Below are 14,307 nucleotides of genomic sequence, written 5' to 3'. Positions count from 1 at the left end.
GCTTAGTAGTTCAATCTACTAAGCATACGGGTCTTCTTTATTGAGCGGGGGGGGAGATTGGATTCGGTTGACGGTAACTGTTCCTTCAAATACAGAGAAAAAGCTTCTTCCGATAAAGGACGCGCATAGTAATACCCCTGACCGATGTGACAGCCGACGGATTTAAGATACAAGTGCTGCGCCTCGTTTTCGACACCTTCTGCGATCATCGTCAGACCAATCGTTTGTCCCATTGCGATGATATGTGGGAGTAAAGCAGCTCCACCCGTTGTTTCCGGACAATCGTCGACGAATGATTTATCAATCTTCAGCGCATGAACTGGCAGTTGATGCAGGATGGATAAAGAAGAGAAACCGGTTCCGAAGTCATCGATGGCACAGTGAATTCCCTGATCGCGCAACGAATGTAACATCTTGCTGCTATCTGTGACGTCTTGTAAGACGCTCTCGGTAATTTCGAGTTCCAGATAAGCTGGAGATAAGTTCGTCTCAGACAAGGTCTCTTCAATCATGTTTAGGAAATGTTGATCCTTGAACTGGGGAACGGAGATGTTGACGGCGACGATTAGCGGATAGCCTTGCTCATGCCAGTCAAATGTTCTGCGGCATGCCGTCTTTAGAATCCAGCGTCCAAGAGCGATGATATGACCGCTCTCTTCAGCGATCGAGATGAATTCGACGGGAGAAATCAAACCAAAGACTGGATGATGCCAGCGAACGAGTGCTTCCATACCGATCGGACGGTTCGTCATCAAATCGACTTTTGGCTGATAGACCAGTTGGAATTGATCGTTCTCGATTGCTGCCGGCATATCCATTTCTAGCTGGATTTTCCGAATGAACCATTGATGGAGTCGTTCATCATACCGGACGCAGTGCATCGGTCCTTGTTGTTTCGCTTGAAGAAGTGCCGTATCAAGACAAGGAAGAATGTCCTGGTGCACGGAAGTGTCTTCGATGAGACAACTACCAGCATGGATGTTGACTTGAATCGAATATCCGCGAATTCGGAACGGGCGCTCGAATTGGTGTAATAAAGCCTGTTCAAGAGCGGTCAACGAATCATTTGTCGCGTACGGAAGGATGAGCGCGAACTCATCCCCACCGATTCGGTAGATTTCCAGGTCATCGTGACGCAACAGCCGAAGTCGATTCGCCGTCTCAATCAAGACACGGTCACCCGTCGCATGCCCCATCGTATCATTGACGATCGTCAAACGATGTAAATCAAGCGAGACGGCCGCAAAAGAACGCGGTAAGTCGTTCGTAAGCCGTTCGATGAAGTGTTGCCGATTCGCGAGCTGTGTCAGCGAATCGTGGTAAGCGATAAATGAGACTTCGTTTAGCAAGCGATTGTTGTTTCGTAAGGTAAAGATTTGCCGACCGAGAACAAGAAAGAACAAGAGCAGCCAACCGCTCGATAGAATATTGAGGTACCAGTCATAAGTCGATAAGACGAACCCTGTCAGTAAACCGATGCTAACATAAGGCAAGATGAAATCGCGTTCCGTTACCGTTCGCTGAGAACGAAAGTGTCGTTCTTGTTGCGGATGCTGTCTTCCTTCTAAATGACCACTCCATCCGATGGACAGAAGCGCGATGACCCAGAAAACATCGACGAGATGTTCAAGAAACGGACTGTTGTTAAACGTAAAGACGGTAAGCATGACATCACCGCACACTTGAAACAAAAAACCAACGACGAGAAAACGGTGATGCGGTTTTCCTTGGTTATAACGAACATGGTAATACAAAATCGCACTGAAAAAGAGGAGTAACACATCAGCAATGAGAAATCCGAAGGTGGAGATCGTTCGCTCGAGCGAGGGATTCAGGATCTCAAAATAGGGTTGCAATAAATAATAGTCGCTCATGACGAAAGCCGTCGTCATGAACACGACTAAATTGAAGATGTAGTTCTTATTCGTGAAGTTCAATCCGATGCTACGCATCTTCGTGATTAGCGCTAAGACATAGCTGAAATAAGACGAACACCAAAGAATGGTCGAGGCAATCGGTGCATCGACCCGTCCGTCTGTCAATTGAAGGAACAGCCATAGACCATTCCCGAGGACGTGTAATAGAAGACCCGCGAACAAGAAACTTAGAAAACGGAGGTGTGGATTGCGCTGTTCAATGCGTGCGCGAATCATCCAATAGGCGGCAATCAGACCCGCCATCATATGAAAGACGTTGATTCCAATCAAGTGTGCCCACTCTTCAGCAGGTCCAAAACGAATCCAACCATAGAAAACCAGGAATACAGGAAAGACGATGAAAGAGAAGTAACGCCACATGAGTTGAACGGACCTCCTTAAGTTAAAAAGCGAGAAGTGTTATATAGATATCGGTCAAATTTTCCATTTTTTGAATGGTACTTACCTAGAATGCTTGAGGAAATGGGCGAGTGTCGCACATTAAAAGTACCAATCATGACGGGAAATTCCATATGAAAATTTTGGATTTTCGAATGATAGCCATTCAAATGTCAATTATAGGTGACGATAAAGAAAATGAAGTCCATCTATGAATGAGGGAGAGAAGCATATGAAATGGTTCGCGAAATCAGCATCACCGTCCTTCGATGTGCGCATCGAAGGCGAACGCGCTCATGTCGTGTTGAACGTTCCGACATCCTTACATGAACAATTACGTTTAATCGGTCTAGAAGCAGTCGATTTACAAATTGTCCGGGTCATCCGCGAAGATGTATCCCGTTGGATGCCGAGCATGGTCGACGCGTTCTACGAGGAGCTGGTTCGTGTTCCGTCACTCCGGCATTTGATTGAACAGCATTCGACGCTCGAACGATTGAAAGGCACTCTCGCTCGGCACATCCTACAAATGTTCGATGGTCAGGTGACGATGGACTACATCGAAGCCCGGCGCCGGATCGCTGAACGGCATGTTCAAATCGGGCTGCATAATAAATGGTATATCGCCGCCTTCCAAAAAGTTTGGAACGTCCTCAGTGAACAGATTGACGGCAGTGATTGGCCGGAAGTAGAACGTGTCCGGATCATGCGGGCAGCGGGGAAACTCTTCAACCTCGAGCAACAAATCGTCATGACGATGTATGAGGATCAAATCGATGAGGAACGCCAAGCAATCGCGACAGCCAAACGGCACGTCGGAGATGGCGTTCAAAAATCAACGGAAGAACTTGCTGCGATGAGTGAAGAGTCGTCAGCGAACTTCCAGGAGATTGAACGGCACGCCAAACACGTCTCGACGACGACAGACGCAATTTCGATCCAGTTGACGGAAGCGGTCAGTGAAGCAGAAGCAGGTGTCGTCCTCGTCGAAGAGGAGACACGACGCTTTCAGGAGGTTGTCGCGGATTTATCACGGACGACCGAACAAGTCGCTGAACTGTCTCGTCTGTCGCAGGAAATCGAGCGAATCGCCGGGATGGTGACGACGATTTCTGATCAGACGAACCTTCTCAGCTTGAACGCCTCAATCGAAGCGGCGCGTGCCGGGGAGATGGGGCGCGGATTTACCGTCGTAGCGCAAGAAATTCGGAAACTCGCTGAAGAGAGTAAACAGTCGGCAGCCGAGACGTCGCGGATCGCCCAAGAAATCACGCAAAAGATGCTCGTCGTCTCAGAGCGGATGGGAACGACGGAGACAGCGGTTGTCCGAACGACGACGGAGATGCAACAAGTCGTCCGTGCCTTTTCACGGATTTCAGAACAGACGGATGCGGTCTCGCGGCAAATTCATGAACTATCGACCGATACGAAGGATGTCGCCGGAACGATCGAAGGTATGCGTAAGATTGCAGAAGCGATTGCTGAGACAGCGGATGACTTACAAGAAGTCGCAGCAACTCTATAAGTGATCCCTCCTTTCTACGTGAAAGGAGGATTTTTTGTCGCTTTATGGAAAAATGAAAGTGGAGGTGTGAATGGTTTATGGTTCAGAGTATACTACTGATTGTTTTATGCTTTTTCGCTTTGATTGGACATTATTTGATGACAGGGGAACTCGCTCCACGTGAGTTGTACGGATTACTCGGTGTAACGGGCGTCGCTTTCGTTATCGGTGGAGTCGAATGGTGGCAAATCCGTTGCGATTTACGTTATCGAGGAGTAGAAGAGGGAGTATCCGTTCGCTTAGCGGACCGGGCGAGCCGAAAGATGAATACGGTCTTTCTCGCGCATGAACGATGGCTAACGTTCTCACGACGTTACGCCACATGGTGGCAGGCAATCCTTGCGCGCTTCGAAAAGTTTGAATCATTTTTCCTCGACGTGACGTTCGAAGGAGACGGGGAACAATTACAAATTAAAGAGACGAAGACGGAGTGGCTTCGCAATACGACACATTTTGTGATTCGTAAAGACGGACGCGATGTCGGAACGATTCGCACGGATGCGGCACTTCGTCAGCAACTGCAGCTGAAAGAAGTCTTACTCGTCTCGTATGCCGGTCAGGAGTATCAGATTCGGTCCTCGACAGTCACGAGAAAAATCGGCGTTTATCAAAACGGGGATTGCATCGCAACAGGGTCACGGCACGGGGCGCAACTCGTCTTTGACTGTGACACGAAGGAACGTCTCTTAGCCGTCGCCAGTATGATCGTCTTTCGACTTGTTTATTCGAAGTGAATTTATTTCACTGACCGTATAAATGATTTTAATGTTTACAGACCAAAAATCACTAAGACAGGTCATTTGCCTATTAGATTCTATGGCTACATACAAAAAAGCGCGCTGATTCTCTTTTATAGAGATCCAGCGCGCTTTTTCGTTAACCGGTCTTTCGGATCGATTCGAATAATCGTCCCTTATAGACGTCGGCAATCGTATTGAGGAACGTCTCGCTCAACTTTTTCGGGAAGAACGGTTTTGCATACACATAATGATACGCCTTTTTCAAATCATCCCATTGTGTACACGGTTCCGTTTGACGGAACCGAGCGACGTCGATGATTCGTGTTCCGTTAGCGGTCAAAAGGATATTGCGTAAATGGATGTCTGATGGGTTCAAACCGACGGATTGTGCTTGTGCTAAAGCCGTATCGACTGTCGTTAAGACGGATTCTGGGATGAACGTCCCGCTGACGAGACATTCAAATAACGTTTGACCTTCAATGTATTCAAGCACGATATAATCGGCACCGTATTCGTAGACTTGCGCATACGTCGGAAAATCAGTCAACTGTGCGTAGATGCTCCCTTCGAGATCAGCGAGCGTTCGAAACGACGGGTAAAATTTCTTGATGACGCGATCCGTGCCGCGGATGCGAAAGACGAACGCACTTCGTCCTGTCCCGATTAAGTCAAGTTCACTCGGAAGATGCTCGATCGTACAAACGAAGCCTGTTTCTTTCAATTGGATCAATTGCGCTAACTCAGCGTCAGTTTTCAATGGTGTCACTTCCTTTCCTCCTTCATTTCTTATACCCATTATACGCTCATCTGACAGGAAAAGTTTCAAAAATCACTTGTGTGTGAAAGTTTTGAACATTATGTGATATGCTAAAAATGTTACACTGTTACATACTTCAAGGGGGTTTTTAATCATGTCAACGACACAACAATGGCGCGACCATTTCGATGGTCTTCGCGCATACGAAGAAGCCGTCGCATTACTTTACTGGGACATGCGGACATACATGCCGGATCAAGGCGCAGCAAACCGTTCCGCGTCGATCGGATTCCTCTCGACAGAGAGCTTCCGTCGCCGGACAGGCGAAACATACCAACAATTACTAGCAGCAATGGAGAAAGAGACGCTGACGGGCATCGAAGCGATCTCGTTCGCAAAAGCAAAAGAGGCATTCGATCGCGACTCGAAGATTCCAGAAGCCGAGTACCAAACGTTCATCACGTTGATCTCTGAGGCAGAGAGCGTCTGGGAAAAGGCGAAGGACGCAAACGATTGGTCGATGTTCGAACCATACCTCGAGAAAATCGTCGCGATGGAGCGCCAGTTCGTCGAGTACTGGGGCTATGACGCGCACCCATATGACGCATTGCTCCATGATTATGAGCCGGGGATGACGGTCGCGACACTCGATCCGTTGTTCGCAGAACTTCGTCAAGCAATCATTGGTTTGCTCGGTCAGCTCGAAGGAAAAGACTTCCCGACGCTTGATTGGTCAGCGGACCGCGAGACACAGATCGCCTTGAACCAAGAATGGCTCCGCGATATCGGCTATGATTTCACGTCTGGTCGCTTGGATGAGACGGTCCATCCGTTCCAGACGACGATCAACCGGAAGGACGCACGCATCACGACGAAATACGATGAGAACGACTACCGGAACTCTGTCTTCGGCACGATGCATGAAGCCGGACACGCGACGTATGAGCAAGGGATCGAACCGGAACTCGATTCACTCGGTCTTGGTGACGGGGCTTCGATGGGGATTCACGAATCACAATCACTGTTCTTTGAGAACTTCATCGGACGCAACCAAGGCTTCCTCGACGCACGTTATCATGGCTTACAACAAGCGATTCCGTCACTGGCTGACGTCCCGTTCGAACGCTTCTATGCTGCGGTCAATGAAGTCAAACCGTCACTGATTCGGATCGAAGCCGATGAATTGACGTATGCGCTTCATATCATCATCCGCTATGAGCTGGAAAAACGCTTGATGACGAAAGAGCTCGAAGTCAAGGATCTTCCGCAAGAATGGAACCGCCTCTATAAAGAGTATCTCGGTGTGGATGTGCCGAGTGACGCAAAAGGTGTCTTACAGGACGTCCATTGGTCAGGTGGCTCGTTCGGTTACTTCCCAAGTTACGCGCTCGGTCTCGTCTATGCGGCACAGCTGAACGAAGCGCTTCGTCGTGACGTCGATAACGTCGATGGTCTAATCGCGGCGGGAACACTCGCTCCAATCAAAGGCTGGCTGAAAGAGAACATCCACCGTCACGGGAAATCGAAGACACCGGCTGAACTGATCGAAGCAGCAACGGGGCAATCGATCTCTGTCGCACCACTCGTCAACTACTTGACGAAGAAATACACGCGTGTCGTCGAGGCACTCTGATGTTGTGGTTTGCACACCGCGGCGTCAGTGACCGTTTTCCGGAGAACACGCTCGAAGCCATCGCTGCTGCGATTGAAGACGACGTCGATGGGGTCGAATTCGATGTCCATTTCTCAAAGGACGGTGTCGGTGTCATTATTCACGATGAGACCGTCAACCGGACGACGAACGGGACAGGACGTGTCATCGACATGACGGTTGCTGAACTGCAGGCGCTGGATGCTGGAGCACGATTCAAAGGGGAACCGATCAAGACGAAGATTCCAACGCTTGACGAAGTCCTCGCAATCCTTGCACCAGTGACCCTGCGGCTCAACATCGAGCTGAAGACGGATACGATCCGCTATGACGGGCTTGAAGCGTATGTCCTTGAACGCTGCGCCGCACACGGCATCGCGACTGACCGGCTGTTATTCAGTTCGTTCAACCATTATTCGGTTGCCTTGATCCAAAAGCTCGACCCACGCGTTGAAACAGCGATTCTCTATCCGTATCCGATCTATCATCCGGAAGAACAAGCCCTCCGAATTGGTGCGACCGGTATCCATCCCGATTATCGACGGGTGACGGAAGCGGACGTTGCGTTCGCTCACGCGCAAGACGTCACGGTCCGGGTTTACACTCCGAAGACGGTCGAGGATGTCCGGCAGATGCAACGAATCGGTGTCGACGCCGTCATCGTCAATGATCCAAAAGGGATGCGTGACACATTCGAAGGATGAGGAGGAGGAAGGGATGCGCAAGGAATACGTATTCGTCATCAGTTTGTCGCTCGTCGCTTTATTCGTCGGACTTCAGCTTGGCTTTGCCCGCTTGCCGGAACCAAAACCGAAGCAAGTGACGACGACACCGATGCGCCCTGCGGATTATCAGGCAGGACTTGCGTCAGCGAAACGGGAACTGAAGCAGATTCAGCGCTTCACCTTGAAAAGCACCCTTCCTGCGGATGGAACGACGGTGACCTGGATTTATGAGACCCCATCCGATGAACGAATTGCGGTCGATTGGTATTACGTCGAGAGTTATCCGGAAGAACAAGTCCAGATGACACGAAACGAGACATCCCGGATCATCTCGTATGAACGCTATTTAATCGTCATTCGACCGATTTACGGAACGGTCGTCGATAGTGAACTCGAACAGTTCGCTCTTCGCTTTACAGGTTACTTCACGACACAACAACAGGGGGAAAACGATGTCAGGTAAAATCATTCTCTTGATTGGTGGATCGGGCAGCGGAAAGTCCTCCCTGATCAAACGTCTGCGAACGGAATACGCGCACGTCCGGTTCATCCCGTCGGTGACGACCCGACCGAAACGACCGACAGAGATTGATGGAGCAAGCTATCATTTCGTCGACGTCAAGACGTTCCAACAATTGATCCAAGACGACGGCTTCATCGAATACGCCCACGTCCACCGGGCGTGGTACGGGACACCGCGTCAAGCGTATGTCGATGTCCTCGAACAGGATCAAATCGTCATCAAGGACATTGATCCGAAAGGGGCGGCGAACTTCAAGCGTTTGTTTGGCGACCAAGTGATCACGATTTTCGTCTCGGTCCCACCCGACTTGATGAAGGAACGACTGTTGATGCGCGGGGATACACCGGAGTTTGAAGCGCGACTCGTCGATTACGAGGAAGCGTGGAAAGAACGCGATCATTATGATTATATGATTGAAAACATCGATTTTGAGACAGCGTATGCCGATCTGCTTGAGATCATTGCTGGCTACATTCCACAGGTATGACGAAGAGGGCGCAAGATGCGTCCTCTTTTTGGTGTCAGAAAGGAGTTTTCATGCTACCCGATCATCCATTACTAATCGATATTGATAGCGTTAAACGCCTTGCCGGACGCTCGCATCAAGCCGTCTGGTCCGTCAAGACAACAACAGCACACTACATCGTCAAGGTCGTGACAGACCCGTCAAGTCGTCAGTTTGAACGAGAAGCAACTTTGATGATTCCAAAACAACAGGGGATTGCTCATGCCTTACCACTTGCGACCGGACGGACCGCAACGACTGCGTACGGCATTTATCCATACTTACCCGGACGAACCGTCCAAAGTGTGCTCCTCGAGTCGCCGGAATTAGCACCCCGACTCGGTCAGGAGACAGGAAAAGCATTGAAACATATCCATGAGGTACCTGCTCCCAGCGTGATGACGTCTTGGCATGTACGTTGTCAGGCGAAGCATGACCGGTATCGCGCAGCGGTTCATGATTTACTTGCCCCGGAGTGGGTGGATCGTCTCGATCGATTCATCGGCGAGAGGATTCCGTTACTTGAGACGCGTCCGAACCGGTTGCAACATGACGATGTCCATCTCGGTAATCTCCTTGTCGAGAACGGGCATCTCTCCGCATTCCTCGATTACGGCAATCATGACTACGGCGATCCATGGCATGACTTCGTCAAATGTGGATTATTTCAAGTTGAGACAAGTCCTGTGTTCGCACGCCGCATGATCGAGGGATATTTTGAGAAGCAGGTACCGAAGCGATTTTGGGAGATTTACAGTCTCTATATGGCGATGGTCGTCTTTTCAGCACTCGTTTGGGCGAAGCGGTTCGATGTAGACGGAATGGAAGCGATGCAACGACGTATCCAGCGAATCATCCGAGATCACGATGGATTTCAGCTTGAAATGCCGCTTTGGTACGAGACGTAAAGAAGTCATTACAAAAGCAACGGGTCCGTCTCTCACTCGAAGAGAAACGAACCCGTTGCTTTTTGTGAATCATTAAATGAAAACGCGGATTACCATTCGAAACCTTCTTCACTATACTTACCGTTCGAATTGAAGAACCGTTCTTCTGTTTTACCATTGACTGTACTCGTAAAAATGACGTAGACGTCGAGATGATCATTCTGATCCGCCATTTTCTTAGCAGCTTTCTTAGCATCCGCTTCAGTCGTATATGTCTCTGACTTACTGGCTTTGCCGTGTTTTTCTTGCCCTTGTTCTTCGTATCCTTCTACGGTCCATACTTTTTTTGATGACATCCTTAACTTCCTTTCTTGCCAAAAGCGAGTCCGCTTGGCTGTTACATTATGCTGTGCAAAACGAGCACTCGTCAACCGTTGCCGTTCATTCTTTAACGATCTCGTCCAAATGATCGGCATAATAACGGATTGCCCGGTCGAATGTCTGGATCGAGACGTCCGACGACGTCGTTGCGAGCGTCTTCAGCAAGCGACCGACAGCCTGATCGGTTTGACCGAGATTGTACTCCGTCATCGCGAGGAATGCTTTCAGGGCGTAAGCTTCCGGGAATTCAAGCAATGCGCGGTGGAACACGTCTGACGCATCTTCAAACTGACCGATGACGCGGTAGGTACTGCCGAGTCCGATATACGCTTGCAGACGGTCCTCACCTGCAAGGCCGAGCGCTAGTGCTTGTTCATAGTAGGGGACAGCAGCATGTTCCTCACCGAGACTATCATGACACCATGCCATCTGATAGAGAACGGTCGGATCGTCTGGCGCCATCTCGACATATTGAAGAACGACTGCCTTTGCTGCTTCATATTGTCCCGTCTGCCGTAAGTGTTGCACCGATTCAAAATCAAACATATCGTTTCCTCCTTTTGCATGCATTAAAAAACGGACCCGGTCGTCCTGACCGGATCCGTTCCATCGAACAGCTTAGACTGTTTTTTCAAGCTTCGTTAAGAGCGAGCGGAACAGTTCCAGTTCCTGATCCGAGAAGTCCTCGAAGACGTCTGCGAGGTAATCCATCTTCATCGACTCGAGTTTTTCGTAGAGCTCGATGCCTTTCGGTGTGGCCCGCAGTTCGACGACGCGACGATCGAGTTCGCTCCGTTCACGTGAGATCAACTCTTTTTTCGTCAATTCGTCAGCTAGTGCCGTGATCATGCTCGCTGAAAACTGAAACTCTTGCGAGAGGGCTGAAGCGATTTGCGGACTGTTCGCACAAAGTGATTTTAAGATGAAGAACTCGTTACGTGTCAAGTAGGTCGTGAACATGCTACGCACGTCCTTTTTGATCGCGCGGTAGTTCATCCGTAATCCTTTTTCCGTATCAACGATCAATTGATCGCGTTGTGCCACTTCTAGTGTAGTTGCCATGTATCCTTCACTCTTTCTATACCGTAGTTTCTTTCACTCGTGATTTAGTATAGTGAAAAATTTTAGTTTAATCAATATTTTTCTCTTGAATCATCTGACTCGACGACGCGAGCGACTTGGGCGACGATTTCTTCGACGTTGCGTAACTCTGGGTAGAAACGGCGGAAGAAGTAGTCAATCCGGTGCGTATCTTCGCCAGCAATCGTCAACGCCATACAGATATAGGCGATCCCGATTCCTTGACGGGGCAGGAATGGATTCGGCATGACCTTCGCACAGCGCAGGGCGAGCGGGCTGTGTGTCGAGACCGCCTCGATTAGTTCCCCGTACGTCCGGATATCGACATAATGGAACATCCGGATCAGTTCGTTAATCAACTGTTGGTCGGAATCGAGCATCATCTGCGACGTGACGAGTCGTTTGTCGAGTTCGTTAATGACCGGGGAGTGGTCGATGAAGTAGTTCAAGTTATCTGCCGTGATCCGGACTTGATGCGGGTCAGACAAGATTTGCTGGACGGTCTCGTCCTCGAATTGTTTCAATTGTTTCTTGATGTTGACGAATTCCTGATCGGCGATCTCGAGTAATCCTGCCACCCGACTGAAGCTGCGCCGAACTTCTGCTGGAACACTGTTTGGATTTTTGTATCCGAGATCATGTTCGATCTCCGCCCACGCATGCTGGAGGATCGAGCGGATTTGGATCTCAGCCGTATAGTCCTTGAAGCGTCCGTACTCGCTTAAGGCGAGTCGCTGTTCGCTCAGTGACGCGACGAAGTGGACCGAGAGATAACCGAATTCCGTCGTATCGAGCAAGGTCGACTTATCGACCGATTGATCGCGATCGATCGCGAACTCATTCTCGATGATCCGTGCCGCTTCCCGGACGTCGTCATGGAAATAGGTGACGATCCGGATTCCGGTCAAGTCATGGACGTCCTTGAGCGAGCGGTATTTATTCGGTTGCCGCAAGACTTTTTGATACAGACTCTCGGAGTCCTTCGTTCGGGCGACGATCGAGTGGTACTTGATACCTGCCGCGTCGAGCAACTCGGACAAGAGCATCTTCAACTTGTCGGCGTAAGCATCGTATTCTTCCTTATCATTGACATATTCAAGCATCATTGTATTCAAATCTTGTGATTGCACCGTTTCGCACCTTCCTCATCCTGTAGTCATCTAGCCATATTGTAGCACTCTGCTTCGCTAAACGCACAAGAAGACCCTGTTTGAAGCAGAGTGATTCGTGGGAAAAAGACAAGTAGTACGTGTTCAGGAGGAGATTGAAAATGGAAATAGTGGATGCCCGTGCTTTACCTGCCGACCATATGGATGTCTTGCATGTCACACCGTCGTCGATCTATTTTCGACGTCGTCTCGATGACGCACGTTATCACATCAGCCGATATGATCTTGAAGATCAAGAACAAGTCGATCTGACGCCGCAGGTCTTGACGGATCATGGACCGACCCGACCATTCGTGCGTCACGGGAAAGTCTATTGTCTGAATGAACATACGCAAGAGCAGGGCGGTGAGACGGAAGTGCTCGTCATCGATCTCTTGTCCGGGAAACGGGAGCAGATTGCGTCGTTTTATGTTGAAGGGGATTTGACGCTTTACTGGGTGCTCAATGAGAACTATCTCGTGTTCTTACAGACGACGGATACGACGTCCGCGTTTTTGTATGACGTCAAGGACGAATCCCGGCAGACGATTCGCGATCCACGACTCTACGGGATGACGGAGAACTACCGGGAACTCTATTTCTTTCTCGTCACGCTTGAAGACAAGGAGTACATCGTCTGTAACGCCCGGCTCGATGAGTTCTCATTCTATGACGCCCTTGAAAGTGGTGTCATCTCACCGGAAGACCCAATCGACCATTCGGAAAGTCTGTTGATTGCCCCACTGCAAACCTTGATTGAAGAGATTGAACGCGGTGTTGAGCACTTATCGTTCGCAACCTTGTTAAAATTAGACGGGGAAGGGGATACCGTCCAGTATCTCGGAGAACAAGAAGGGCATCTGATCTTCAGTGCCTATACCGATCGTTTGAATGAAGAAGTCTTTTACCGGATTGATACGGAAGCGAGTGTTGAAGAAGTCGCCCGGATTCAGTGGAGCAACTATGAACCGCTTGATTTCACGTATGATGACGTTGAGTCGACGATCTTCATCGTCAATGACCGGTCCGAGCACCATCATGAAGTGATCAACTTACGCAACGGGGCTCGCTTTCTCGATAAGGAGCCATTCGAACGGGTCTTACGGGGACGCTTTTATCTACACGAAGCGATTGGTGACGATGCGGAACCAATGGTCACGGTTTATGACGCAGAGCACAATGAGCGTCATCGCTTTGAGGATGCGTATTACGTCACCGTGTCCGGGGAACTCGTCATTTTATCGGTACATCAATTATAAAAAGGTGGGGCTGACTCAAAAAAAGAATGACGCGTCTTTTCACGCCCTTTCCTCAGGCGAGACAAACAAGACCCGATTTCCTGCCTTATTCAAGCAGGAAATCGGGTCTTGTTTGTCTCTGCCAGCGCATAAATGCGCTTTTCCTGTAGGAGTAGCGTGTGATGCGTCATTCTTTTTGTTACGAGATAAGGTTGGCAGAATGATGATCTGCCAACCTTATCCTTGTAGAAACTGACTTTTGAATCAGTCCCGTCTGTATGAACATACAATTATTTCAGATACCATAATTAATATAAAAAATAAAAAACCAGCCCAGAGTAAACCTCGGGCTGGCTAGAAATGCTACACTTATTCTGCGTCAGTCGTACGTGTGTAGACGTCGACTTGGATGTTTCCAGCAGTTGCACGTGAGTAAGGGCAGACCGTATGCGCGACTTTCGCAAGTTCAGCCGCCGCTTCTTCCGAAATCCCACGGACGAGAACATCGAGTTCGACGGAAAGCATGAATCCGTCAGCTGCTTCGTTTAATGTCACGTGTGCTGTGACTTCACTGCCATCGTGTTTGATCCCTTGTTTGCGAGCGACCATGTTCAAGGCAGAGTCGAAGCAAGCAGAATATCCTGCAGCAAAGAGTTGTTCTGGGTTCGTTGCTTGTTTTTTCGATCCTGGTACCGGCATTGCGAGGGCGACGTCAAGAATACCGTCCTCCGATACGACGCGTCCGTCGCGACCTCCGACAGCTGTTGCAGATGATGTGAACATTGGTTTCATG

General features: G+C 49.5%; 15 protein-coding genes. 8 read left to right on the top strand and 7 right to left on the bottom strand.

Going from position 1 to position 14,307, the window contains the following annotated elements; all coding sequences use genetic code 11:
• Window positions 1-2: 2 nt before the first annotated feature.
• Complete coding sequence (locus EXG77_RS08140) at window positions 3-2,297, bottom strand: bifunctional diguanylate cyclase/phosphodiesterase (RefSeq protein ID WP_052017125.1); 2,295 nt, start codon at window positions 2,295-2,297, stop codon at window positions 3-5.
• A 250-nt stretch (window positions 2,298-2,547) separates the two neighbouring features.
• On the opposite strand from EXG77_RS08140, the gene EXG77_RS08135 reads away from it, so the two are divergent.
• Together EXG77_RS08135 and EXG77_RS08130 are read left to right on the top strand one after the other, a co-directional pair.
• Window positions 2,548-3,840: a globin-coupled sensor protein gene (locus EXG77_RS08135; protein ID WP_035397414.1), complete on the top strand. Its 1,293-nt coding sequence runs from the start codon at window positions 2,548-2,550 to the stop codon at window positions 3,838-3,840.
• A 77-nt stretch (window positions 3,841-3,917) separates the two neighbouring features.
• On the top strand, window positions 3,918-4,613 hold the full coding sequence (locus tag EXG77_RS08130) for a hypothetical protein (protein ID WP_035397413.1): 696 nt from the start codon (window positions 3,918-3,920) through the stop codon (window positions 4,611-4,613).
• A gap of 142 nt (window positions 4,614-4,755) precedes the next feature.
• On the opposite strand, the gene EXG77_RS08125 is transcribed toward EXG77_RS08130, so the two are convergent.
• On the bottom strand, window positions 4,756-5,385 hold the full coding sequence (locus EXG77_RS08125) for a serine/threonine protein kinase (RefSeq protein WP_238987930.1): 630 nt from the start codon (window positions 5,383-5,385) through the stop codon (window positions 4,756-4,758).
• A 145-nt stretch (window positions 5,386-5,530) separates the two neighbouring features.
• Here EXG77_RS08125 and EXG77_RS08120 point away from each other — a divergent pair, with 145 nt between their 5' ends.
• Genes EXG77_RS08120 through EXG77_RS08100 form a run of 5 tightly spaced genes read left to right on the top strand, consistent with a single transcriptional unit; the run spans window position 5,531 to window position 9,688 of the window.
• Window positions 5,531-7,009, top strand: a complete 1,479-nt coding sequence (locus tag EXG77_RS08120; RefSeq protein WP_035397411.1) for a carboxypeptidase M32 — start codon at window positions 5,531-5,533, stop codon at window positions 7,007-7,009.
• Window positions 7,009-7,731 carry a glycerophosphodiester phosphodiesterase gene (locus tag EXG77_RS08115; protein WP_023468284.1) on the top strand — a complete coding sequence of 241 codons (723 nt, stop codon included), beginning with the start codon at window positions 7,009-7,011 and terminating at the stop codon, window positions 7,729-7,731. The genes EXG77_RS08120 and EXG77_RS08115 overlap by 1 nt, the downstream gene beginning before the upstream one ends.
• Window positions 7,732-7,744: 13 nt before the next feature.
• Window positions 7,745-8,215, top strand: coding sequence for a hypothetical protein (locus EXG77_RS08110; RefSeq protein WP_023468285.1), 471 nt, complete (start codon window positions 7,745-7,747; stop codon window positions 8,213-8,215).
• Window positions 8,205-8,762, top strand: a complete 558-nt coding sequence (locus tag EXG77_RS08105; RefSeq protein ID WP_035397409.1) for a guanylate kinase — start codon at window positions 8,205-8,207, stop codon at window positions 8,760-8,762. Before EXG77_RS08110 ends, EXG77_RS08105 begins: the two co-directional genes overlap by 11 nt.
• 50 nt (window positions 8,763-8,812) lie before the next feature.
• Window positions 8,813-9,688: a phosphotransferase family protein gene (locus tag EXG77_RS08100; protein WP_052017124.1), complete on the top strand. Its 876-nt coding sequence runs from the start codon at window positions 8,813-8,815 to the stop codon at window positions 9,686-9,688.
• Window positions 9,689-9,777: 89 nt separating this feature from the next.
• Here the strand turns inward: EXG77_RS08100 and EXG77_RS08095 are convergent, their stop codons facing one another.
• From EXG77_RS08095 to EXG77_RS08080, 4 genes are all read right to left on the bottom strand, one after another.
• The gene (locus EXG77_RS08095; RefSeq protein ID WP_035397407.1) at window positions 9,778-10,023 is read right to left on the bottom strand and encodes a hypothetical protein; all 246 of its coding nucleotides are present in this window, start codon (window positions 10,021-10,023) and stop codon (window positions 9,778-9,780) included.
• Between the two features lie 85 nt (window positions 10,024-10,108).
• Window positions 10,109-10,594 carry a tetratricopeptide repeat protein gene (locus EXG77_RS08090; protein ID WP_035397404.1) on the bottom strand — a complete coding sequence of 162 codons (486 nt, stop codon included), beginning with the start codon at window positions 10,592-10,594 and terminating at the stop codon, window positions 10,109-10,111.
• Between the two features lie 72 nt (window positions 10,595-10,666).
• Window positions 10,667-11,110: a MarR family winged helix-turn-helix transcriptional regulator gene (locus tag EXG77_RS08085; RefSeq protein WP_035397402.1), complete on the bottom strand. Its 444-nt coding sequence runs from the start codon at window positions 11,108-11,110 to the stop codon at window positions 10,667-10,669.
• Window positions 11,111-11,181: 71 nt separating this feature from the next.
• Window positions 11,182-12,258 carry a GTP pyrophosphokinase family protein gene (locus EXG77_RS08080; protein ID WP_231496854.1) on the bottom strand — a complete coding sequence of 359 codons (1,077 nt, stop codon included), beginning with the start codon at window positions 12,256-12,258 and terminating at the stop codon, window positions 11,182-11,184.
• A 140-nt stretch (window positions 12,259-12,398) separates the two neighbouring features.
• Between EXG77_RS08080 and EXG77_RS08075 the strand changes: the two genes are divergently transcribed.
• On the top strand, window positions 12,399-13,535 hold the full coding sequence (locus tag EXG77_RS08075; protein ID WP_035397399.1) for a hypothetical protein: 1,137 nt from the start codon (window positions 12,399-12,401) through the stop codon (window positions 13,533-13,535).
• Window positions 13,536-13,883: 348 nt separating this feature from the next.
• On the opposite strand, the gene EXG77_RS08070 is transcribed toward EXG77_RS08075, so the two are convergent.
• Window positions 13,884-14,306, bottom strand: coding sequence for an organic hydroperoxide resistance protein (locus tag EXG77_RS08070; RefSeq protein ID WP_023468292.1), 423 nt, complete (start codon window positions 14,304-14,306; stop codon window positions 13,884-13,886).
• Between the last annotated feature and the right edge of the window lies 1 nt (window position 14,307).

It is taken from the genome of Exiguobacterium sp. OS-77, assembly GCF_000414195.2.
Lineage (GTDB): Bacteria > Bacillota > Bacilli > Exiguobacteriales > Exiguobacteriaceae > Exiguobacterium_A > Exiguobacterium_A indicum.
This window is presented reverse-complemented; position numbering and strand designations above follow the sequence as displayed.

Coding starts and splice junctions, on each gene's coding strand:
- EXG77_RS08140 (WP_052017125.1), bottom strand. CDS start 2,297: ATGTGGCGTTACTTCTCTTTCATCGTCTTTCCTGTATTCCTGGTTTTC.
- EXG77_RS08135 (WP_035397414.1), top strand. CDS start 2,548: ATGAAATGGTTCGCGAAATCAGCATCACCGTCCTTCGATGTGCGCATC.
- EXG77_RS08130 (WP_035397413.1), top strand. CDS start 3,918: ATGGTTCAGAGTATACTACTGATTGTTTTATGCTTTTTCGCTTTGATT.
- EXG77_RS08120 (WP_035397411.1), top strand. CDS start 5,531: ATGTCAACGACACAACAATGGCGCGACCATTTCGATGGTCTTCGCGCA.
- EXG77_RS08115 (WP_023468284.1), top strand. CDS start 7,009: ATGTTGTGGTTTGCACACCGCGGCGTCAGTGACCGTTTTCCGGAGAAC.
- EXG77_RS08110 (WP_023468285.1), top strand. CDS start 7,745: ATGCGCAAGGAATACGTATTCGTCATCAGTTTGTCGCTCGTCGCTTTA.
- EXG77_RS08105 (WP_035397409.1), top strand. CDS start 8,205: ATGTCAGGTAAAATCATTCTCTTGATTGGTGGATCGGGCAGCGGAAAG.
- EXG77_RS08100 (WP_052017124.1), top strand. CDS start 8,813: ATGCTACCCGATCATCCATTACTAATCGATATTGATAGCGTTAAACGC.
- EXG77_RS08095 (WP_035397407.1), bottom strand. CDS start 10,023: ATGTCATCAAAAAAAGTATGGACCGTAGAAGGATACGAAGAACAAGGG.
- EXG77_RS08090 (WP_035397404.1), bottom strand. CDS start 10,594: ATGTTTGATTTTGAATCGGTGCAACACTTACGGCAGACGGGACAATAT.
- EXG77_RS08085 (WP_035397402.1), bottom strand. CDS start 11,110: ATGGCAACTACACTAGAAGTGGCACAACGCGATCAATTGATCGTTGAT.
- EXG77_RS08075 (WP_035397399.1), top strand. CDS start 12,399: ATGGAAATAGTGGATGCCCGTGCTTTACCTGCCGACCATATGGATGTC.
- EXG77_RS08070 (WP_023468292.1), bottom strand. CDS start 14,306: ATGAAACCAATGTTCACATCATCTGCAACAGCTGTCGGAGGTCGCGAC.